Origin of the sequence: Methylosarcina fibrata AML-C10 (genome assembly GCF_000372865.1) — a bacterium.
In the GTDB taxonomy this organism is placed as follows: Bacteria; Pseudomonadota; Gammaproteobacteria; order Methylococcales; family Methylomonadaceae; genus Methylosarcina; species Methylosarcina fibrata.
The window spans coordinates 1,530,382-1,545,673 of the sequence record NZ_KB889965.1 but is presented as its reverse complement, the minus strand read 5'-3'; the positions used below and the strand labels follow the sequence as shown (position 1 = coordinate 1,545,673).

Annotated in this window: 14 protein-coding genes; 12 read left to right on the top strand and 2 right to left on the bottom strand. The window is 53.5% G+C overall.

What is annotated here, in order from left to right; all coding sequences use genetic code 11:
- Window positions 1-43 precede the first annotated feature (43 nt).
- The 12 genes from A3OW_RS0107415 (at window position 44) to A3OW_RS0107360 (ending at window position 14,611) form a co-directional block, all read left to right on the top strand.
- Window positions 44-628, top strand: a complete 585-nt coding sequence (locus A3OW_RS0107415; protein WP_020562797.1) for a polysaccharide biosynthesis/export family protein — start codon at window positions 44-46, stop codon at window positions 626-628.
- Between the two features lie 62 nt (window positions 629-690).
- Window positions 691-2,943: a GumC family protein gene (locus tag A3OW_RS0107410; RefSeq protein ID WP_026223396.1), complete on the top strand. Its 2,253-nt coding sequence runs from the start codon at window positions 691-693 to the stop codon at window positions 2,941-2,943.
- A gap of 15 nt (window positions 2,944-2,958) precedes the next feature.
- Window positions 2,959-3,672, top strand: coding sequence for a tyrosine-protein phosphatase (locus A3OW_RS0107405; RefSeq protein WP_020562795.1), 714 nt, complete (start codon window positions 2,959-2,961; stop codon window positions 3,670-3,672).
- Between the two features lie 174 nt (window positions 3,673-3,846).
- On the top strand, window positions 3,847-4,119 hold the full coding sequence (locus A3OW_RS24360) for a VanZ family protein (RefSeq protein WP_157385822.1): 273 nt from the start codon (window positions 3,847-3,849) through the stop codon (window positions 4,117-4,119).
- Between the two features lie 207 nt (window positions 4,120-4,326).
- Entirely contained in the window at window positions 4,327-6,267 is a 1,941-nt protein-coding gene (locus A3OW_RS0107395; protein ID WP_020562793.1) for an aconitate hydratase, read from the top strand.
- Between the two features lie 292 nt (window positions 6,268-6,559).
- Entirely contained in the window at window positions 6,560-9,487 is a 2,928-nt protein-coding gene (locus A3OW_RS0107390; protein WP_020562792.1) for a CheR family methyltransferase, read from the top strand.
- The gene (locus A3OW_RS26320; protein WP_020562791.1) at window positions 9,484-10,926 is read left to right on the top strand and encodes a PAS domain-containing protein; all 1,443 of its coding nucleotides are present in this window, start codon (window positions 9,484-9,486) and stop codon (window positions 10,924-10,926) included. The genes A3OW_RS0107390 and A3OW_RS26320 overlap by 4 nt, the downstream gene beginning before the upstream one ends.
- A gap of 289 nt (window positions 10,927-11,215) precedes the next feature.
- Complete coding sequence (locus A3OW_RS24350; protein ID WP_020562790.1) at window positions 11,216-11,491, top strand: DUF2934 domain-containing protein; 276 nt, start codon at window positions 11,216-11,218, stop codon at window positions 11,489-11,491.
- 303 nt (window positions 11,492-11,794) lie between these two features.
- Window positions 11,795-12,316 (top strand): Hsp20/alpha crystallin family protein, encoded by a 522-nt coding sequence (locus tag A3OW_RS0107375; RefSeq protein ID WP_033411620.1) that lies wholly within the window; start codon window positions 11,795-11,797, stop codon window positions 12,314-12,316.
- A 115-nt stretch (window positions 12,317-12,431) separates the two neighbouring features.
- Window positions 12,432-12,836 (top strand): hypothetical protein, encoded by a 405-nt coding sequence (locus tag A3OW_RS0107370; protein ID WP_020562788.1) that lies wholly within the window; start codon window positions 12,432-12,434, stop codon window positions 12,834-12,836.
- A 165-nt stretch (window positions 12,837-13,001) separates the two neighbouring features.
- Window positions 13,002-14,381 carry an oxygen-independent coproporphyrinogen III oxidase gene (gene hemN, locus A3OW_RS0107365; RefSeq protein WP_020562787.1) on the top strand — a complete coding sequence of 460 codons (1,380 nt, stop codon included), beginning with the start codon at window positions 13,002-13,004 and terminating at the stop codon, window positions 14,379-14,381.
- A 20-nt stretch (window positions 14,382-14,401) separates the two neighbouring features.
- On the top strand, window positions 14,402-14,611 hold the full coding sequence (locus tag A3OW_RS0107360) for a SlyX family protein (protein ID WP_020562786.1): 210 nt from the start codon (window positions 14,402-14,404) through the stop codon (window positions 14,609-14,611).
- A 66-nt stretch (window positions 14,612-14,677) separates the two neighbouring features.
- On the opposite strand, the gene A3OW_RS0107355 is transcribed toward A3OW_RS0107360, so the two are convergent.
- Together A3OW_RS0107355 and A3OW_RS0107350 are read right to left on the bottom strand one after the other, a co-directional pair.
- Window positions 14,678-14,893, bottom strand: coding sequence for a hypothetical protein (locus A3OW_RS0107355; RefSeq protein WP_020562785.1), 216 nt, complete (start codon window positions 14,891-14,893; stop codon window positions 14,678-14,680).
- Entirely contained in the window at window positions 14,890-15,102 is a 213-nt protein-coding gene (locus tag A3OW_RS0107350; RefSeq protein ID WP_020562784.1) for a DUF4177 domain-containing protein, read from the bottom strand. The genes A3OW_RS0107355 and A3OW_RS0107350 overlap by 4 nt, the downstream gene beginning before the upstream one ends.
- Window positions 15,103-15,292: the final 190 nt, after the last annotated feature.

The window sequence follows — 15,292 nt, the reverse complement described above, 5'->3', positions numbered from 1 at the left end:
TGCTGCGCTGTTGCGTAATTACAATAGTTGATAGAGCTTCACGATGTTTAAAAATGGTTTTTTGATGAAAAATAAGTCGAATTGTATGCTGATCGTTTTGTGCTTGCTGGGGTCAACCCCGCCGCTCTTCGCGAATCAACAAAATGAACATTCCGTTAACAGCAGTTTTTCCAATTATCAATTAGGTGTCGGAGATAAAGTAAAAATCCACGTGTATGGAGAAGAAGAATTGGGGCTCGAGACCGAATTGACCGATGCCGGCACCATCACCTATCCGCTTCTGGGCGAAATCAAGGCCTCGGGTCTGACCATCGGGGAGTTGACCGAATTTATCACCGATAGTCTTAAAGGACGCTATCTGACAGATCCCAAGGTAACCATCAACGTAACGGAATACAGAGACTATTACGTAAGCGGGGAAGTCGAAAAGCCGGGCGCCTATCATTATGAGCCCGGATTGACGGTCCATAAAGCCGTCTCGATAGCGGGCGGGTTTACTGAGCGTGCTTCGAGGACCAGTATTACTGTGGTAGCCGATAAAGACGCTTCGCACACTCCTCAGGATGTAGAATTGGATACGCCTATTGCCCCGGGCGACGTCATCACTGTTGAAGAGAGCTTTTTTTGATGAATCATTTTAACGACTCAATAAATACGAGCGTATCTCATAATGCCCTCGTGCAAAGAAATTTGACTGTTCCCGAGCTTATTGAAGATCAGGATGAATCGATCGATTTAAGAGGTTACTGGCAAGTTATTCAGAGACATCTCCGGGTTATACTGGGTTTGTCGGTGATGGCGGTCTTATTGGCCATTCTGATCGTTTATGCCGTTCGACCGGTTTATCTTTCTTCCGCGACGCTCATGGTGGAGTCGCAGCAGTCGAAGGTGTTGCTTATGGGCGATGCGTACGAGATGCAGTCCATGAATGACGAATATTTTCAAACGCAATACGAGATACTGAAATCCAGAGATCTGGCGCAGCAGGTTATCGATAAACTGAAATTGAAAGACAACCCGGAATTTACAGAGGATCTTGAGGATTTAAAAGAAGAACCCTCCTTATGGCAGAAATGGCTCTCGGCGCTGCCCGCACTGTTCGAGCAAGCCGACGAAGCAAAATCTCAAAAAAACGCGGCTGTCGAATATGTTCAACGGGAGGAACTGCTGGAAGTTTTCTTGAAGAAGCTATCGGTAAAGCCAAGAAAAATGACCCAGTTGGTGGATATTTCTTTCGAAGCATACGACCCCGAACTGGCGCGGTTGGTGGTGGATACCCTGGGCGATACATTTATTGAATCCAGCATGTCGGCTCGCTTGGGAGAGACACGCAAAGCTGCCGACTGGTTGGCGGAAAGGTTGCAGTTTCTGAAGGAGAAACTGACCACATCCGAAAAGCAGTTGCAAGCTTATCTTAATAAGGAACATCTGGTCGATCTGGAAGGCGTGTTGACCCTGACCAAGGGAGAAATCGAACAAAACTCGAATCGTTTGACCGAAGCCCGTAAAGCCAGAATAGAAGCGGAAAGTTTGTACAACAAGGTGCGATCGTTGGGCGATCGGCTGTACAGCAGCGTCGAAATCGTTCCGGAAGTGTTTTCCGATCCTGTCGTGCAGGCCTTAAAGCAGAAAGAAGAGGAAATCATCCGCAAGATTTCCGAATTGTCCCAACGCTACGGTTCCGAACATCCGACGATGATTGCGGCCCGGTCGGAGCTTGCCAGCGTCAAAAAGCAGCTCAAGGATAATATCGCCAGCAGTGTCAGCGGTATCCGCAGCCGTTACGAGATCGCCCTGGCCAACGAACGCGCCGTTGCCGGCAGTCTGGAAAGCAACAAGGCTCAGGTGCAGGCCATAGGATACAAGCAGACTCAACTGGGAGAACTGCAAAGAGAGGTCGAGTCCAACCGCAATCTGTATGAAACCTTTTTTACCCGGTACAAGGAAGCTTCGGAAGCCGCGGCTCTGAAGGAAGCGACCATTCGTTTCGTCGACCGCGCCAGTTATCCTTACGAGCCGGTCAGGCCCAAAAAATTACTTATCGTAGTGCTTGCTTTTTTTGCGGCATTATTCGGCGGAGTCATGCTGGCTTTCCTGCTGGAATATCTGGACATGACCATCAAAACGCCGGAAGACGTGGAAAACAAACTGGGCGTGCCCATGTTGGGATTGATCCCTCATTACAAGATCAAAAAAGAGGAGTCGGGCAAGCTGAGCGATGTCGGCAAAATGGTCGTGGTGTATCCGAAGTCGCCTTTTGCCGAAGCGGTTCGCACCGTGCGCACCGGGTTGATTTTATCTGCGCTGGGGAGTCCGAAAAATACTTGGCTCGTTACTTCTTCGCTCAGCGGCGAAGGTAAAAGTACGTTGTCGATCAATCTGGCTTTTTCGATGTCGCAGATGGAATCGGGCAGAGTCCTGCTGATCGATGCCGACTTGCGCAGGCCCACGCTGATGAAGCGCCTGCGCAGTCTGCCGCCCGGCAGTTTGGGTCTGGCCCATGCCTTAACCAAAACCGCCAAACTGGAAGACTGCATTCATCCGATCGGCGATAACATCGATTTGATGCCTGCCGGCATGATTCCTCCGAATCCGCTGGAGTTGTTATCCTCGTCAGTATTCGCCAGTCTGCTCGAAGAACTGGAAAGCCGTTACAGCATTGTCATGATCGATTCCCCGCCGATCCATAGCGTCAGCGATGCCCACTTTCTGGCCCAGCACGTGCGTTCGGTGGTGTATGTCGTCAAGGCGGACCAGACGCCTACCAAGATTATCCAGGAAGGGTTGAAGCATTTGCAGCGTTTCGGCGCGCCTTTGGCCGGAGTCGTTCTAAGTCAGGTGGATCTGGAGAAAAGCACCAGCTATGGCGGCTATTATCAAAGTTATTATTATCAATCTTCCTATGGCGACGAAGAGACGGCCCTGGAAGCGGAAATTTCTTAGGAAGGAGGAGTTCAAATGATCGACTTGCATTGTCATATGTTGCCGGGTATCGACGACGGCGCAAAAACCATGGAAGATGCGCTCAATATGGCAAAATATGCGATTGATCAGGGTATCCGCCGATGCGTGGTCACGCCTCATATTCAGCCCGGCTGTTATGACAACACGATTGAGAACATAAGGTTGGTATACGAGGCTTTCAGGGATCAATTGGCAAAACACAACATTCCTCTGGAAGTCGGAATGGCGGCGGAGGTGAGGGTATGCGCCGAACTGCCCCTGATGGTCGGCCAGAACAAGATCCCGTTTCTCGGGCAATGGGATAACAAACGGGTCATGCTACTGGAATTTCCTCACGACCATATCCCGGTCGGCGTCGATAAACTGGTACAGTGGCTTCTCACCAAAGACATCGTTCCGTTGATAGCCCATCCGGAGCGCAATCAGGCGATTGTCCGTCAGCCCGATAGAATTATGCCTTTCATCGCGATGGGCTGTTTGTTGCAGGTTACCGCCAGTTCCGTCAGCGGATTGTTCGGTGCGGCCAGTCAAAAATGCGCTTTGCAACTGATTCAGGATAATCACGTGACCGTACTGGCCAGCGATGCCCATAATCTTCATAAAAGGCAGCCGACGATGGTGCGGGCCGTGGAGGTATTGAAATCTTTAATCGGCGATGAACGGACATTCGAATTGGTCACCGCCAATCCTGCAAAAATAGTGGCCTAATAGGAAAATATCGAATTCTTTCCGGATTTCCGTCAAGCCGCCGGAACGCTTGACTTGTAAAATGTAACAGATAAGCTCTTGCCTATATTTTTCTTACACATGCTGAAATTGTTCCGGTTAGTCTTTGTCTTGTTATGCTTATTCGCTGTCTATGTGCTTTTCCGGCAGGAGTCCTTGACAATACTCGAAACGGTGCAGAATCTGGACAAGCTGGCCCATTTCGCTTTGTTCTTTGCGTTAGCTTTTGGCGGCAGTTTTGTCTTCCTGACGACGCATCCTTCCGTTACTCAATTGCCGTTGTTTTTTCTTGCCGGATTTTCGGAATGGTATCAAGCGGCTTATCTGCCGCAAAGGCATTTCAGCATGGGCGATATCGGCGCGGATGTGGTCGGCATTCTGCTGGGTTTTTTGGTTTGCGGTGTTTATCGGCGGATAATAGAACCGTAGTACGCACCGCGTACCTTAACAAAATCCGAACGGCTAAAAAATGCCTTACACCTCTGCCTGCATCTCAAGAGAAGATTCGCCTTCTTTTCAAATAATCTTTGAGTTAATTCCTCCGGAAATTGTCTGAAAATAACTAACCATCAGTACAATTAACCACCCTCGCTCGAGAGAGCGCGAAATTCTGTTGTCTACAGAAGGAGGTCGAGGATGAATACGAACGTCAGCCGGAAACTCATTGCGGATCATCTGATGGACGGAACGATGGACGTCGGCAGCGAGATCGCTCTGAAAATCGATCAGACGCTGGCCCAGGACGCCACCGGCACGCTGGCCATGCTGGAGTTCGAAGCCATGTCGGTGCCCAGAGTCCGGACCGAATTGTCGGTGCAGTACGTCGATCACAATCTGCTGCAGGAAGACTTCAAGAATCCGGATGATCATCTGTTTCTTTACAGCGCCTGCCGAAAGTTCGGTTTATGGTACAGCCGGCCGGGCAACGGCGTCAGTCATCCGGTGCATATGGAACGCTTCGGCGTTCCCGGCAAGACGCTGCTCGGTTGCGACAGCCATACCTGTGCCGCCGGCGCCCTGGGCATGCTGGCGATCGGCACGGGAGGGCTCGAAGTGGCGCTGGCGATGGCGGGAGAACCTTTCCGGCTGCGCATGCCGAAAATATGGGGCGTGCGTTTGGTCGGCAAACTGCCCGACTGGGTGAGCGCAAAAGACGTCATCCTGGAAATGCTGCGCCGCCACGGCGTCAGCGGCGGGCTCGGCAAGATCGTCGAATACCACGGCCCCGGCCTGGAGCAACTGACGGCGATGGACCGCCACGTCATCGCCAACATGGGCGCGGAACTCGGCGCGACCACCACGGTGTTTCCCGCGGACGATGCGGTCCGGATTTTTCTGAAGTCGCAGGGCAGGGAGCATTATTTCCGGGAATTGATCGCCGATCCGGAAGCGCAATACGACGAGGAAGAGGAAATCGATCTGTCCGGCCTCGAACCCCTGATCGCGATGCCCGGCAGTCCCGGCAACGTGGTGCCGGTGCGCGAAATTGCCGGGCGCGAAATTTATCAGGCCTACATCGGTTCCTCGGCCAATCCGGGGCTCAGGGATTTTGCGATTCCGGCGCTGATGGTGGAAGGCCGGCAGGTGCATCCGCGCGTGTCCTTCGACGTGAATCCCACGTCGAGGCAGATCCTGGAAAACCTGATCGATCTCCGTCTGCTGGCGAAGCTGATCCGCGCCGGCGCCCGTCTGCACCAGGCCGGCTGCAACGGCTGCATCGGCATGGGCCAGGCGCCGGCGACCCACCGGATCAGCCTGCGCACGGTGCCGCGCAATTTTCCGGGACGCTCCGGAACCCACGACGATCTGGTGTATCTGTGCAGCCCCGAGACCGCCACCGCTTCGGCGCTGATGGGCACGATCACCGATCCCAGGGATCTGCCGATGCCTTATCCGATCTTCAAGGAACCGCAGGCCGTGCTGGTCAACAAGGACATGCTGGTCGGACCGAATCCTCAGGATGCCGGCATCGCGCTCGATACCGGTCCCAACATCCGGCCCTTGCCGCGCTTTCCGGCGCTGGAAGAGACCCAGGAAGGACCGGTGCTGCTGAAAGTGGGCGACAACGTTTCCACCGATGAAATCATGCCCGCCGGCGCCAAGGTCCTGCCGTTCCGCAGCAATATTCCGGCGATCAGCGAATTCGTATTCGCTCAGATCGACACCGGTTTTTATCAACGGACGCTGCCGTACCGGGAACAGGGATTCTTCGTAGTCGGCGGCGAAAACTACGGCCAGGGTTCGAGCCGGGAGCACGCGGCTCTGGCGCCCCGCTATCTGGGGCTCAGGGCGGTGCTGGCCAAGAGCTTCGCGCGGATTCACCACGGCAATCTGGTCAATTTCGGCATCGTTCCCCTGGTGTTTCTTGATCCGGAAAACTGGGGCGACATCGGGCAGGAAGACGTGCTGCGCATCGAATCGCTGCGCAGTGCCCTCGCCGGAGGAGCTTCGGTTGTGGTTGAAAACGTCACTCGCGGCCGGCGTTATGAAATGCGGCACGGACTGAGCAGGCGGCAAATCGATGCGGTGCTTGCCGGCGGCCTGATCAATAGCGTCAAACCGGGACGTCCGGACTGAACGCAAGACCTGCCGGGTTTAAAAAACCCGGCAGGTCTTCTCTTACGCACCGGTTATCCGGTTTTACCGGCGGATCTTTAGCTGCAGGATGGCCGTCTCCCTTCGACGCACTTTTGCTCTGCCGGGTAATCGCATGATTCCGCTTGAAATGGCCACGGAAAGAACGTCATGGCTGTCGAAGCCTGTTTTTAGTCTTTACTGTCCGAAAAATTCGGCGTTACGCTCGACATGCCCATAGCATATAATGACAGAACGGCCAAGATAACCCCTTTAGCACTGTACAGAGACCATTGTGAGTCCCAAAGAGCAAAATTCAACGTCCACCGTCACCGCCGAGCCGGCTGCTAAATCCTCAACAAATCCTTCCGATTTCCGCATTGTCGGCATCGGTGCCTCCGCCGGGGGCCTCGAGGCATTCGAAGAGTTTTTCCGCCACATGCCTGTGGACAGCGGCATCGCTTTCGTTCTGGTGCCGCACCTGGATCCCAGCCACGGCAGCCTGCTCACTGAAATTCTGCAACGTTCGACCACGATGGAAGTGGTCGAAGCGAAGGACCAGGTCAAGGTTTGTCCCAATTGCATTTACGTCATACCGCCCAATCACAATATGGAAATCTATCAGGGCAAACTTCAACTCAGCGTGCTGACCGTGCCGCGCGGACAGCGTCTGCCGATCGACGGTTTTCTGCGGTCGTTGGCCGACGACCGGCAGGAAAATGCCGTCGGCATCATTCTTTCCGGCACCGGCACCGACGGCACGCTGGGTTTGCGCGCCATTCTCGGCATGGGCGGATTGACGCTGGTGCAGGTGCCGTCGACAGCCAAATACGACGGCATGCCGTCCAGCGCCATCCGGTCGGGCTACGCCACGCTGGTGTTGCCTCCCGATAAAATGCCGGAAGCCCTGTTGGCGGAGAAGGGAAAAGTGCTCTTGGATGCCGAGGTTGCGCCCGCCAAAGCGAAAGTCGAAAGCACCATCGCCCGCATTCTGATGCAGTTGCGCGCCATTACCGGCCATGACTTTGCCTTGTACAAGCAGAGCACGATCAGCCGCCGCATCGCCCGCCGGATGCTTCAGCACGCCATCGAGAATACCGACGACTATGTGCGCTATCTCAAGGAAAATCCGGCCGAAGTGCATTCGCTGTTCAAGGAGTTACTGATCAACGTCACCAGCTTTTTCCGCGATCCCGAAGCATTCAGTGTGCTTGAAGACAAAATTCTGCCCCCCATACTGAAAGACAAGCCGGACGATTACGTGTTCCGCGTCTGGGTGGCCGGCTGTGCTTCGGGCGAAGAAGCCTATTCCATCGCCATCCTGCTGCGCGAATTGATGGACACGATGCATCGGGATTTCAAGGTGCAGATTTATGCCACCGATCTGGACGACGAAGCCATCGCAATGGCCCGAACCGGCTGTTATCCGCCCAATATCATTCAGGATATTACGCCGGAGAGGCTGCGCCGCTTTTTTATCAAGGAAGAGGCCGGTTACCGCGTCCGCAAGGAGCTTCGGGAAATGGTGGTTTTCGCCGTGCAGAACCTGATCAAGGATCCGCCGTTCACCAAGCTCGATCTTTTATGCTGCCGAAATCTTCTGATCTACCTGAAGCCGGAACTGCAGGATCGGTTGATCCCCGAGTTTCATTATGCGCTCAAGCCGGAGGGGGTGTTGTTTCTGTCGCCGTCGGAAAGCATCGGCAACCATGGCGATCTGTTCAAGGTTCTCAACCGGAAATGGAAATTTTACCGCACCACTCATTCCGTTCTGTCTTCCCGGACGATGCTCAGCCACGGGCTGGCCTGGAGCGCCGGCGCCGGCGTCAAGGCACCGGAAGACAAATCCGCCTACAAGGAAACCAATTTCGCCGATTTGACCCGGCGCCTTCTGGTGCAGTATTTTGCCCCGGCCTCGATCATCACCGACAGTAAAGGCGAGATTCTTTTTATCCATGGCGAAACCGGCAAATTCCTGCGCCCGGCTCCGGGCCAGCCGACGCACAACATCATCGAAATGGCGCGAGAAGGTTTGGCCATGGAGTTACGCAACGCATTATACGCGGCTGCGACCGAGAAAATGTCGATTGTGAACCGGTGCGTTCAGGTGAAGACCAACGGCGGATTCAGTTCGGTCAATCTGAGCGTACGCCCTTTGGACGATCCTGACGGGAAACAGAATCTGCTGTTGGTCAGTTTTCAGGAGGTGGCCGAAAATCCCGTGAAATCGTTGCGTAAACGCTCCGGCAAAATCGGCGAAAAAAAGCGTCTCGAAGAATTGGAAATCGAACTCGAACAATTGAAGCTGAACTATCAGACCAGTCTGGAAGAGCAGCAGGCGTCCAATGAAGAGCTGAAGTCCGCCAATGAGGAACTGCAATCGACCAATGAAGAGCTGCAATCGACCAACGAAGAGCTGGAAACCTCCAAGGAAGAGCTGCAATCGCTCAACGAAGAGCTGGTCACCGTCAATTCGGAGCTTCAGGCCAAAATCGAGCAACTGGCCGGCATGCAGAACGACATGAAAAATCTGCTGGACAATATCAACGTCGGCCTCATTTTCCTCGATCGGCACCTGATCATTCGAAGGTTCACCCGCGAGGCGATGCGCATTTACCGGCTTGTGGCTTCGGATGTAGGCCGGTCCTTGAACGACATCAAATCCCTGGCGGACGGCGACGACTTGCTCAATGCTACGGAGAACGTGCTCGAAACGCTGATTCCTTATGAGCGCGAGCTGTACATCGGGGAAGATACCTGGGTATTGGCGCGCATTCAACCTTACCGGACTCTGGACAACATGATCGACGGCGTCGTGCTGACCTTTACCGATATTACCTCGAGAATCAAGGCGATGGCCGTACAACAGGCGCTGACGCTGGCCGAAGGCATCGTCAATACGATACACCACCCTTTTTTGGTGCTTAACAGCGCGCTCAAGGTCGTATCCGCCAGCCAGTCGTTTTACCAGGAATTCAAAATGGCTTCGGAAGAAACTTTAGACCATGAACTCTTTCAGTTAAAAGACGGTCTCTGGAATATTGTTGAGCTGCGTAAAATACTGGAGGCTATTTTGGCGAACGGTGGTACATCCGATGCTTACATGATGGAACGCGATGTCCCCGGCGTCGGCCGGCGCAGAGTGGAAATCAACATCAGCCACCTTCTGGGCAAGGCGGGCACGCCGCAGATGATCCTTTTATCGATGGAGATTAATCCATGACGTCTTCCAGCGAAAAAATATTCGATCGCCTGCAGCAACAATTGCGGGACAAAGCCGAGGCGCAACTGGCGTCGAAGGGAAAAACAAAAGGGCCTTTGATGTCCGTCGACAAAATCCTGCACGAGCTGCATGTCCATCAGATCGAACTGGAAATGCAAAACGAGGAATTGCGAAGGACCCAGATCGAACTGGAAAAGGCGCGGGATCGTTACATCGATCTGTACGACTTTGCTCCGGTCGGATATCTGATCGTCAACGGGAAAGGCATGATCGACGATTGCAATCTGACCGCCGCCGATCTCTTGGGACGGAAACGTGCGGCGCTGATTCGTCAGCCTTTTACGGAATTCATCGCCGAGGAAGACCGGGACGAATGGTATCTGCATTGCAGACATCATACTAATCCTCAGACCAGGCAAACTCATGAATGGGTCGTCTGCCGCCCCGACGGCATTGAGGTTCCGGTTCTGCTCGACAGTCTCTGCGTCCGGGGCGAAGACGCCTCTTTGGGTTGGCGTATCGCGCTCACCGACATAACCGAACGGAAGCAGTCCGAGCAGGCCTTGCGCATTGCGGCCGTGGCTTTTGAAACGCAGGAAGGCATTTTCGTGACCGACGCCCATATGACCGTGCTGCGCGCCAACAGCGCCTGTGGCCGGATCACCGGCTTTACCGGCGAAGAAATCATCGGCAAAGTGCCGTTCTTTCTGGCAGACAACCTGAGCGACAAACCCTTTCACGAAGCGTTTTGGAACGCTGTTGCCGATGACGGTTACTGGCAGGGAGAAATCTGGAACCAGCGTAAAAACGGCGAACGCTTTGCCTTGTTGCTGAACTTTTCCAAGGTTCTGGGGGAAGACGGAGAAATTTCCCATTATGTCGGCTGCTTCATCGACGTCACCCAACAGAAGCTGGCCGAGAAAATCCTGATGAGTCATCATCAGTATCTGCAGCAACAGGTGAATGTTACCCTGACGGAACTGGAACAATCCAAGCTGGAGGCCGCCGACGTAACGACCGCGTTGAACGTGCTGCTCAAACAGCGCAATAACGATCTGGCCCAAACGAAGGCCGCTCTTTCCTTTGAAGCGGAAAGGACCGTTCTGCCTTTTCTGACCATGCTGAAAAAAGGAACGCGCGACAGAAACGAGCTGCGGCTGATCGACATACTCGAAACCAATCTGAAACATCTTCTGGAATCCTACGGCAGTTCGGCCAGCCTGACCTCGGCCTATCAGAAACTGACGCCGGTCGAGATTCAGGTGGCGACGCTGGTGCGCCAGGGATTGCCGACCAAAGTCATTGCCGACTCCCTGAGGCTTGCTCCGGGAACGGTCAGCATTCACCGCAAGCACATCCGCAAAAAACTCGGTCTGGACAAAAAATCGCTCAACTTGTACAGTTATCTGGTGTCTCTGGCGGAAAAAAACTCTCACTGATCGATATGTCTTCTCATAATGGATAAATTTCATATCCATTTCCTACCTTCTCCTACTTTATTTCAAATCATATCTTATTTTTTAATTCCTTATACAATTAAGCCTCCAGAATGAGGAATTTGAAGCGTCCTTGGCCGTGTCGCCGCAATGATGGCGGACCATCGTAATGGTTTATTTTTGTGAGCGATGCTATTGGCCGAAAGAGACGAAGCGTTGCGATTCTTTTTATTGGAAATGAAAGTGAATTCGCGGCAATCCCCTATGACTTTATGCAAATGAGGTATGGAAAATGGCTGCTGCAACCGTTAAAAAATTGAGAACGGAAACCGGTCCGGCTCCGGAAGAAAGCAAAGTTTCCGAATCCTTTCCTATTGAAAACGAGCCCGAGGCTCAGCAAGAAACCTTGAATGCCGCCGACGACCGCGAGGCCCGAATTGCCGAGCTGGCTTATTTCAAGGCGGAAAAAAGAGGATTCGAACCCGGCTATGAACTGGCCGACTGGTTCGAGGCGGCGCAGGAAATCGATTTTACTCGAGGACGACCTTCCGACAGTGCCCGTCTTTAGGATACGGTCAAAAATAATTTTCTATCCGGAACTCTAGGATAGGATGTGCCGAACAAAGTGAAGCGCATGGGTGCGGCTGCTCGTTTTATCTTCGGCATTCGGGTTTTTTCAAATAACCCAGTGTCGTCAGGTTAAGAACTATACCTTCGGTTGGAGGGCGGTAGGGATGAGAATGGAGAAGGATAATAATAATGATAAATTACTTGTGATTCATCTCAATCCTGGCTTTTTGATGGGGGAAAAATATATTCGCCGTACCTGACGGCATTGGTTTTTTTTCGTAAATATCGGATGGAGTCGACGATGCGCGGGCTGAAAATCATGAATTCCGATGAAAAACAAACGAAGAGAAGCGGTGCCGAGGCTCTTCCCATGACGGACGATAACGAGCCTCCGGATGAAGAACCGGACAGTTCCTTTGACGATATTTTATCCCGCATTTGGCCTTCTTTCATAGACTGGGCCGTCACCGAAGATTCGGATAGCGAATTTCCCATCATCCATGTTACCGACCACGATCAGGACATCGAAGTCAGGGCAGCGCTGCCCGGCGTCGATATCGCCGATCTGTATGTGTCGATCAGCACTCGGGCGATCACGATCCGGGGCATCCGTCGCAGGAAAAGTCTTGCGCAAGAGACGTTGAATCCGGACCGGACGGGGGATGAATTCAAGCGTACCGTTGCATTGCCCGGTCAGATCCTGTTTTTACCGGATCATGCGGGCAACGATCGTGTAACTGCTTCTCTCAAAGCGGAAGTGCTGACCGTCGTCTTGCCCAAAAATAAAAAATGCCTGAGCCGGCCGCTCGAAATCGGCAAATGAAAACGGATGATTGAAGCGGATGTTGCGCCGATCTCGGCCGTGATTCAGTGAGGAATTCGGAAGTCCCTATATTCAAGCTTATCCGGATAATGCATCGTCCTTCAAGGATAAAAATATGAATGCCAGACATGTTGTGATGGCCGTTGTCCTGGGTGTTGCGATTGGAGTTCCGCTTTTTATTCTGGGACAATTGAATAACAAACTCAGTCAGTTGAATCTGCTGGACATGCGCCTGCGCCTGATTCAGCGTTCGATTCTATACGATTGCCACTGCGGCGGTCCTTTCTTGAAAACAGCGGAGTCAACCGGAAAAGGGATGCAATATCCGGCGCCGCAGAAACGGGTTTATAGGGTGGAATCGCCTTTCGAAGTCAGCCGGGAATTGCCGAAGCCGACCGGTGAAAAGCCCGCGCCGGACCTCTGCGTTAATCAGGAATGTTCCGAGGTTGCTGGACCGGGCCGTAAAACCGTGGTCATTGGGGACGGAACGATCGGCCGGGTGTTTATCGGAGCTTTTTGACGCGGTTGAGTCGGAGGTATCGTGCGGCTAAATTCATGTGTTAGAGTATTCGAAATGGACGACGAGCGGGTACTGACGATACAATAACGTCAATTTTCAAGGGTTATTTTTCGGTCGGTTGGTCGGCCGATCCTTCCTTACCGTTCCATTTTTTCCCGCAACCTCATGGATCAATCAATCATCTTCGATGCCGAGCTGATCAATCGCTACGACAAAGCCGGCCCGCGTTATACCTCTTACCCGACCGCGCTCGAGCTGCACGAAGGCTTCGGCGATACCGATTACCGCTGGCATATCGCCAAATCCAACGCCGCCGGCGGCCCCTTGTCGCTGTACGTGCATCTTCCTTTTTGCGACACCGTCTGCTTTTATTGCGCCTGTAACAAAATCGTTACCAAAAACCGCGGCCACGCCGAACCCTATCTGGACAATCTGTGCAGGGAAATCGCGATGCAGGGCGCGCTGTTCGATTCGAGCCGGGTGGTGAATCAACTGCATTGGGGCGGAGGCACGCCGACCTTTTTAAACGACGCGCAGATGACCAGGCTGATGCAGACGACTCGGGAGCACTTTCGTTTGAGGGACGACGATGCCGGCGAATATTCGATCGAAGTCGATCCCAGGGAAACTCATGCGCATACGATCCATTTGCTGCGCCGCCTCGGTTTCAACCGCATCAGCCTGGGCGTGCAGGACTTCGATCCCCGCGTGCAGAAGGCCGTCAATCGTCTGCAGAGCGAGGCGCAGACGTTCGCCGTGCTGGAATCCGCCCGCAGCGAGGGCTTCCGCTCGACCAACATCGATCTGATCTACGGTTTGCCGCTGCAGACGGTGACAAGTTTTGCACAAACGCTCGATAAAATTATCGAGGCTGAGCCCGACCGGCTTTCGGTCTTCAATTATGCGCACATGCCGGCGCGCTTCAAAACCCAGCGGCAGATCAATGACGCCGATCTGCCTTCGCCGGAGGTCAAGCTGGCGATTCTGCAAATGGTCGGACTCAGGCTGACCGAGGCCGGCTACGTCTATATCGGTATGGATCATTTCGCCAAGCCTGAAGACGAGCTCGCTGTCGCTCAGCGCGAAGGCAAGCTGTACCGGAATTTTCAGGGCTATTCGACCCATTCGGACTGCGACCTGATCGGTCTCGGCATCACGTCGATCGGCCGGGTCGGGGATGCCTACATCCAGAACGTCAAGGACCTGGATTCCTACGCCAGGCTGATCGCTCACCACAAACTGCCGGTGTTCAAGGGCGTCGATCTGGATGCCGACGACAAGATTCGCCGCGCGGTGATCACGCAGTTGATCTGCCATTTTGCTCTGGATTTTGCCATGATCGAACAACGGTTTTCGCTGGGCTTTGCCGATTACTTCGCCAAAGAACTCGAAGCTTTAAAGCCGATGCAGGCCGACGGTCTGTTGCTTTTGTCGGCCGACGGCATTTCGGTGTCGCCGGCGGGGCGTCTTTTAATCCGTAACATCTGCATGGTTTTCGACCGTTATCTGGCGCAAAAACAACAGCAGTTTTCCAAGGTTATTTAAACGTTGAGGATTCGATTACCATGAGCGACGAACGCATCATCGAGCTGGAAATCAAGGCTGCTTATCAGGACGATCTGCTGCAGGCGTTGAACGAGACCGTCAGCCGGCAACAGCAGCAGATCGACCGCCTGGAAGCCACCTGCCATCTGCTGAACGAGCGGATCAAAAGCCTATCCGCCGAAATCGGGAGCGCGGAGCCGTCCGCTCCGGAAATTCCTCCGCATTACTGATCCTGGACCATCGACGGCGCCCGGCCGTCCCTTGTCGTGCGAAGAGGCGTCTTCCGGCAAAAGCCGCTAACTGTCGATGTAGCCGCCGTCCTTCAATTTTTTTTCGGTCAGATATTCGCGCGCCACCAGTGCGATTCCGAGCACGACGATGAAAAGCGCGCCCGCCGTGATCGTCAGTTTCCAGAACATTGCCCCGCTCATTAAACCGAACCACAACTGGAGCAAGGCCATGAATACCCAGGCCACAAAGATGGCCAGGCAAATGAAGGCGCCGATTCTCATTGGTCCCGCTCCATAATGACCAGATAGGCCTCGCGGCTCCACAGCAGCAGCATTCTCCGGATGTCTTTCTCCATGGTGACCACGCGCCAGCCTTGTTTGGCGTTCGCGTTCAAAAATTCCGAAAACTTGATCGGATCGACCTTGGATGAGCCCAGCAAAAGCGAGCCGAGCAGGCCTTCCTGATAAATCACAACTTTATACTGCTTCATGGAATTCTCCGGAGCGGGAAGAAACATTATGGAAAACTGCAATTATAGTCGGCGCCACGGACTATTCGCCATTTCCACTTGTTTTCGACGTTTGATTTTTGTAATAAAAAAATGAAGACGCGCCAAGTCATAAGGCTTTGCCGTTCCGGCACGGATTACTTCGTAGGCCGGATAAGCGAAGAGCATCCGG